The 5,818-nt window shown below is 65.2% G+C and carries 6 protein-coding genes; 3 read left to right on the forward strand and 3 right to left on the reverse strand.

Annotated elements, in window-relative coordinates; all coding sequences use genetic code 11:
- Positions 1-15: 15 nt before the first annotated feature.
- Positions 16-618: an RNA polymerase sigma factor gene (locus K8625_RS39355; RefSeq protein WP_223785602.1), complete on the reverse strand. Its 603-nt coding sequence runs from the start codon at positions 616-618 to the stop codon at positions 16-18.
- Positions 619-880: 262 nt separating this feature from the next.
- Here K8625_RS39355 and K8625_RS39360 point away from each other — a divergent pair, with 262 nt between their 5' ends.
- Both K8625_RS39360 and K8625_RS39365 read left to right on the forward strand, forming a co-directional pair.
- A complete protein-coding gene (locus tag K8625_RS39360) occupies positions 881-1,687 on the forward strand; it encodes a GNAT family N-acyltransferase (RefSeq protein ID WP_223785603.1) in 807 nt (268 codons plus the stop codon).
- Between the two features lie 93 nt (positions 1,688-1,780).
- Positions 1,781-3,382, forward strand: coding sequence for a DUF6119 family protein (locus K8625_RS39365; protein WP_223785604.1), 1,602 nt, complete (start codon positions 1,781-1,783; stop codon positions 3,380-3,382).
- 67 nt (positions 3,383-3,449) lie between these two features.
- Here K8625_RS39365 and K8625_RS39370 read toward each other — a convergent pair whose 3' ends face one another.
- The gene (locus tag K8625_RS39370) at positions 3,450-3,716 is read right to left on the reverse strand and encodes a hypothetical protein (protein WP_223785605.1); all 267 of its coding nucleotides are present in this window, start codon (positions 3,714-3,716) and stop codon (positions 3,450-3,452) included.
- Between the two features lie 547 nt (positions 3,717-4,263).
- Positions 4,264-4,587, reverse strand: coding sequence for a hypothetical protein (locus K8625_RS39375; RefSeq protein WP_223785606.1), 324 nt, complete (start codon positions 4,585-4,587; stop codon positions 4,264-4,266).
- Positions 4,588-4,994: 407 nt separating this feature from the next.
- Between K8625_RS39375 and K8625_RS39380 the strand changes: the two genes are divergently transcribed.
- Positions 4,995-5,783, forward strand: coding sequence for a peptidyl-prolyl cis-trans isomerase (locus tag K8625_RS39380; RefSeq protein WP_223785607.1), 789 nt, complete (start codon positions 4,995-4,997; stop codon positions 5,781-5,783).
- Positions 5,784-5,818: the final 35 nt, after the last annotated feature.

Here is a 5,818-nt window from a genome sequence, read left to right on the forward strand (position 1 = left end):
GCTCGCTCGAGCCATTCAGGATTCGTCATCTCGGTCCTCCTTTCCGAAGCGCCTCAACCACTTCATGAGCCGGTCTCGATTCCGCTTCACCCTGCGCTTGCGGTCCTCATCCGACATGGGGGGCAACCCCATGGCTTGGGCGAGGACTCGAGTAGAGCCCTCTCCCTGGAGGACCAGCCCGAGGAAGACTCGGTCTCGCTCCGGCAGTCTGGCATGGTCGATTCGTCTCACGGCGAGCCTGGCTTCCACGGTGACCTCCAGGCTTTCATTCGGTGCCCGCGTGCGAAGTTCGAAAACGGTCCCGTAATCCTGCTCTCGGTGGGTGCGGGCTACCCGGGAGCGGTAGCGGTCGGTGAGCTTCTTCTTGGCGGCCTCTCGAAGGTAGGTGGACAGCCGACTCTTCTGGGGAACGTACCGTTCAGGGTGCGCCAGATAGGCGTAGATGACATCGACCACCGCGTCCCAGGCCTCTTCCTTGGTGCGGTTCAGGTCTCTGCACAAGTGTGCAGTGATTGGGTCGACGAAGACTTCAAAGACCTCCGCGGTAGCCAATGACTCATCCTTCTTCAGGATGCGTTCGTGAAGCTCCTGCTCCTCCGATGGTGTTGGAAGACTCATCCCCACTCCTCGCCGGGAACACGTGCCCGCTCTCGGGTTGACATCGAACTGTGTGTCCTTTCGTTACCGGCTCGGTGAGTTCGACGGCGTGTGTCTCGTTCACGTCCGCGGAAGGTTGGTCGCGAAGCGAAGCAATGTCTGTACCTCCCGGGTGGTATGGCTCAGGGTGGACGAGACATGGGGTGGTGGGCGCAGTCGGGGCGGCGGCGCCGAAGAAGGGGGACGGGGTCGGTATGTCGCCGGCCTGTTTCAGGAGGGACCCATGACGTCCATGCACTGCCGAGTCGCCACCACCCAGCGTGAGTTGGATGACGCGCTGCGGATCCGCTGGGCTGTTTTCGGAGGAGAGCTGCGCTTGCTGGGGGGCAATCCGTCACCGACGCGGCGCGAGGTGGGCTGCTTCGACACGCTGGAGACGACGGTGCATCTGGTGGTCTATGCGGACCGGACGCCGGTGGCGACGCTGCGGATGTTGTTGACGAATCCGGAGGTGGCGCTGGCGACGGGAGGGCGGCTGGGGGTGGAGATGGAGCAGAAGCTGGACCTGTCGAGCCTGGTGGGGCCGGGGCGGGTCATCGCGGAGACGGCGCGCTTCTGCGTGCTCGAACAGTGGCGGCACACGGAGGCGGTGGCGCACCTGCAGGCGGGCATCTACGCGGAGAGCCGGCGGCGCGGCGTGACGCACTGGGTTGCCGCGGCCAACATGGACACGGACTCACACGAGGACGCGCGGCTGATTGCGTGTGTGGCGGAGCACCGGGGTTGGGTGAGTCCGCGTTGGCGGGTGAGGTCGACGGTGCCTCATGAGTCGCCCGCGATCCCCAGGAGCCCGTTCTATACGCCGGCGGAGCGCGAGCGGGCAGGGCAGGGGTTGTTGGCGGGATTGAGGATGCCCCGGGCGCCGTCGCTGTTCGCCAGGAAGATGGGCGCGCGGTTCGTGGGTCAGCCGCTGTACGACGCGAGCTTCCACCGTTTCACGCTGCCGCTCGTGGCGGCGCTCGATGAGATTCCCACGAGTACGTTGGAGCGCTTCCGGGCGCTGGACGGTGTGTTTCGCCGCGCCGGCTAGCGCCGCCCCGTGCGTACCCCTGGGGTGGTAGAGACATCCCAACCCCTGAGGCCCATCCTCCAGATCGAAACACGACCTTCGATTGGGGAGTGAATGGCCACGAAGAAGGCTCAGTCGCGGAAGCGCGTCAGACATCTGACCGCTTTGTTGATCAAGAGTGAGTTCAAGAGTCCCAAGGACTGTCTCAAGGACCCTGCCTCGGTGACTCAGATAGGGGTGAAGCGCGGCCTTGGTTTCACGGGGGAGTTCTACGTGCAGTCCAAGCGCGCCAGGTCCGCTGCCTGGATGGGCTTCGTGGCGCCGATGCTGGAGGGGCGCCTTCCGGAGCTGAAGAACGACAACATCAGTGCGGTGCTCTTTGTTCGTGTCCAGAAGCGGTGGCTGGTCTTCACGCAGGGGCACGGGAGGAACTTGCTGAAGGTCGACTGCTTCGAGCGGGACTTCGGCATCAAGGTGGTGCTGAACTCGGTGGACCCGAAGCAGCTCCGGAGCGTCGATGTGCGAAGCGTCGAGAGCCTGACGACGCAGACTCGGAAGCAGCTGAGTCGGAACTCGCCGATGACGGCGTTCGCGCTGAACCTGCATCAGGACATCCCTCGGGTCATCGCCGGGAAGCCCATCGACGAGGCGTTCGCGAAGTTGATCGCGGGCTCGGACTCCTTGTCGTTGAGTGCCAAGCTGGAGGTCGAAGACCTGGGGGCGAAGTGCGAGGAGCTGCTGGCGGCTTACCAGAGCAACGCGTACCGGGAGCATTTCCCCTGGTTCGACCAGCTGCGGGCCGTGCGCGACCCGTCAGTGATAGCGAGTCTCTCCACGATGCTGCTCGAGACGATCCGCTCCAAGAAGCACGATGACCTGCATCTGGCCCCTCCCGACATCATCGATTGGCACGAATCGTCGGGGCTCTCCTTCTCCACGGAGGCTGAGCCGACTCCGCGCCATGAGTTGCGGATGGAGGAGTATCTCCGCACGGTGGACGAGGACGAGCTCTCATTCGAGAAGCTCAAGCGAGATGTGGTGAGGCTCCATGACACGCGCTCGGAGGTCCCGCTCTCGAAGTGGAGCGTGTTCGACACCCTCGTCTTCGAGACGGAGCTGGAGGGGAAGGTCTACGTCCTCTCCGGAGGAGACTGGTTCCAGGTCGACAAGACGTTCGCGGATGGAGTGAAGACGAAGTTGGGACAGATTCCCGCTTCAAAGCTCGTGCTCCCTCCGGCGGGGAGCGAGCAGCACGAGGACGACTACAACAGCCAGGTGGCGAAGACCTCGAAGAACTACGCGCTGATGGATCGGCGAAACGTCTTCGTGGACGGGAGCAAGACCCGAATCGAAGTGTGTGATCTGTTCACGAAGGATTGCCAGTTCGTCCATGTGAAGAGGAAGACGCGCTCCGCGACGCTGAGCCACCTCTTCGCGCAGGGTGTTGTATCCGCCGACTCGTTCTGGATGGACCCGGAGTACCGGAGTCACACCCGGAATCAAGTCGTGAAGGGGCGGCCTGCGCTGGGTACGTTGATTCCCGACGCGAGGCCTGACCCCTCGAAATTCGAGGTGGTATTCGCCATCATCACCAAGCGAAAGTCGAACTGGCCTCACTCATTGCCGTTCTTCAGCCAGCTCAACTTGACCCATGCCCATGACAGGCTGATGCGGATGGGCTACCGGGTCTCGCTCTTGAGAGTCGATGAACGGTGAAGGCCCGGGCGCGCGCTGAATTCTCCAGCACGGCCCAGGCCTTCGTCGTCCGGTCAGCGGACGGGCATCACGGCGCGGTTACGACATTGGCCCCGCCCGACGTCACGGTCGTGGTGAACTTGAAGTCCACCCCGTTGTCGTCGGTGTCCGTGCTGTTCGCGTCGCGGTACCGCGAGCCTTCGAGCGTGTTGCTGTCGGCCAGCGTCGTCGCGCTCGTGGTTCCCTCCTGCATGTCGAACCGCTTGGAGGAGCCCGCGATGGTGGCCTGGGTGATGGCTCCCTCGTAGGAGAGCGAGTCGATGAGCGCATCCTGGCCCCCCTCGTAGAGTGCCACGGCGTCCGCGGGGGGGGCTCGTCGCGCTGCCGCCGTTCTGGATGAAGTCCGAGGTCCCCCGCTGGAGGGTCTTCACCCCGGGACGACTCGCCAGAGGGGCCGACAACCGCGGCCGAGCTCACCACCAGGTACTCACCTGCGCCCAGCGTGCCGACCTCCGCGAGGTCGATCTTCTCCGCGGAGTCCTTCCGAGTGGAGCTGCTGCAGGTGTCCGGCGATGTAGCGCAGTTCGCCGCTCAGGTTGGGCAATGCAATGACTTGCGGTGGAGGTCCATGTCGGCCCGCACTCTGCGGAAGGAGCAGTGGAATTCCGTCTTCATCCGCATCTTCCGGCGTCAACACGTCCTTGGCGTAGTGATATGCGAACTGGAGAGGACGGGCCTGGGCAGCGGGCCGGACGCGCCGCCTCCACCGAGGGCACTTCCTGGGCCCAGGACTTGACTCCTCTCTGACTTCGGATGACTCCTCGGGTGCTCCGCGAAGCGCTCTCCACAGCCTTCTCGCGGGGCATTGGTGGGCAGGGGTGTCGCCACACCCCTCTCACCGTCTACTCGCCGCCGGCTCGCACCAGCCGCGGCAGCAACAAATGCTTGCGCAGCTCAGTCTCCGAGGGTGTCCCGGTGGCCTCCTGCTGCTGGCGAAGCAGCTTCTGCACCCTCACCTTCGCGGGCGTGGCCAGGATCTCTGGCTCCTTGTCCAGTCCCACCCGCCGCGCTTCCTGCGCCAGCAGCTCGAGACGGCTGAGATTGTCCAGGAATTCAGTTTTCTCGGATATGGCGTATCGGGCGCGGATGAACGCCGGTTGCTCCCTTCGCTTCGCCTCCACCACCACCTCCTCCATCACGGGTTGGCCGTTCACCAGCGCCACCACGGCCCCTTCTTGCGGGTGGCGGCTTCCGAACCGGAACTCCTGTCACCCGAGCATTCGAGGAGGACGAGCGAGGTCAGGAGGGAGGGACGGCATGTGCATGACAGGGATTCCGAGGGTAAGGCAGACTCGCAGTCCGAGACCCGGTGCGTCGGGACCGGGAAGGCGTGCGGTGAGTTGAAAGAGATTCTTGCATCATTGCCCCGAAGTCGGGGATTGTTCGTCTGCGGACAGTCGCTATCGAGGCGGGCCGACCCGGTGAACAGCCACCCAAGCAGTGAGCGCCCCCTTTGAGCCCGTTCCGTTTCACTACAGGTCTGACTCTTGTCTTTCTTGCCGGGGCCTGTACTCCGCCGGTCCGCGAACCGTCCGCCCAGGAGCAGGCAAACCTGAAGGATGGCGGCAGGGTCGTGGGGCGCTACGACGGGGGCGTCGTCACGGAGGAGGAACTGCTCGCCGAGTCCTCCCGGCTCCCCTCGCCCCTGCGCGAGCAGTTCGAAGGACCCAACGGACGGCACGAGTTCGTCCGGTCGATGATTGACAAACGCTTGCTGGCCCAGGAGTCCCGTGCGCGCGGGCTGAACGAAAACCCGGAAATCCAGAAGCAGGTCCAGGCACTGGAAGAGCGCCTGATGCTCCAGGCGCTGCTGGCCGAGGAGGAGCGCGCGGCGGGGGCAGCCTCGGAGGCGGAACTGCGCGCCTGGTATGAGGGGCACCTCTCGGAACTGACACAACCCGAGCGGGTGCGGGTGGTGCGGATCTTCGCGGCCACGCCGGCCGGGGCCTCGGCGGCCCAGCGGACCCAGGCGAAGCAGCGCGCGGAGCGCTTCGCGCAGCAGCTTCGGGCGGGCCAGCCGCGGGAGAAGGTGGCGGCGGGCGGGGATGGACCGGAGAAGGCGCGGGGCGGTGAGCTGGGGGGGCTCGCGCGCGGGGACTGGCGTGGGGATGTGGCGGTGGAGAAGGCGGCCTTTGCCCTCAAGAAGGTGGGCGAGGTGAGTCCCGTGGTGGCTGAGGCGGGAGGCTTCTCGGTGCTCCAACTGCTGGAGCGCCGCGAAGCACGCGTCCCGCCGTTCGAAGAGGTCCGTGCCGAGGTGGAGGCGCGGATGCTCCCGCAGCGCAAGCGGAAGGTATTCGAAGACCTGCTCGAGCGGCTGCGGCGGGCGGGAACGATTGAGATCGACGTGGCGGGGCGTCCCTAGTCACAGCGCGAATGGGACCGTATGGAGGGGGCTTC

This window comes from Myxococcus sp. AS-1-15, assembly GCF_020037055.1.
GTDB classification, from domain to species: domain Bacteria; phylum Myxococcota; class Myxococcia; order Myxococcales; family Myxococcaceae; genus Myxococcus; species Myxococcus fulvus.